Origin of the sequence: Planktothrix prolifica NIVA-CYA 540, assembly GCF_963864145.1 — a bacterium.
Classification (GTDB): Bacteria; Cyanobacteriota; Cyanobacteriia; order Cyanobacteriales; family Microcoleaceae; genus Planktothrix; species Planktothrix agardhii.
On the sequence record NZ_CAWLTW010000001.1, the window covers coordinates 3740193 to 3740757 of the forward strand.

Annotated in this window: 1 protein-coding gene; it reads left to right on the forward strand. The window is 35.8% G+C overall.

Annotated features, from left to right (window positions below; translation table 11 throughout):
* Nucleotides 1–565, forward strand: a 565-nt coding sequence (locus tag AC559H_RS16635; protein ID WP_040957850.1) for a hypothetical protein, incomplete at both ends; no start/stop codon positions are given.

Below are 565 nucleotides of genomic sequence, written 5' to 3' on the forward strand. Positions count from 1 at the left end.
CCTAACCCAGAAATTCCCGTTTCAACTCTCCAAAAACAATCGAATTCCACCGTTGATAACATTTCTCAAACGGAATCAGTATCAACAATTAATCCTACAGATATTATTAACCCAGAAATTCCTGTTTCAACTCTTCAAAAACAACCGGATTCCACAATTGATAATATTCCCCAAACTGAATCAGTATCAACAATTAATCCTACAGATATTATTAACTCAGAAATTCCCGTTTCAACTCTCCAAAAACAACCGGATTCCACAATTGATAACCTTCCCCAAACGGAATCAGTATCAACAATTAATCCCACGGGTATTGTTACACCAGAAATTCCTGTTTCAACTCTTCAAAAACAACCGGATTCCACAATTGATAACCTTCCTCAAACTGAATCAGTATCAACAATTAATCCTACAGATATTCTTAACCCAGAAATTCCCGTTTCAACTCTCCAAAAACAATCGGATTCCACAATTGATAACCTTCCTCAAACTGAATCAGTATCAACAATTAATCCTACAGATATTCCTAACCCAGAAATTCCCTTTTCAACTCTCCAGAAACAAT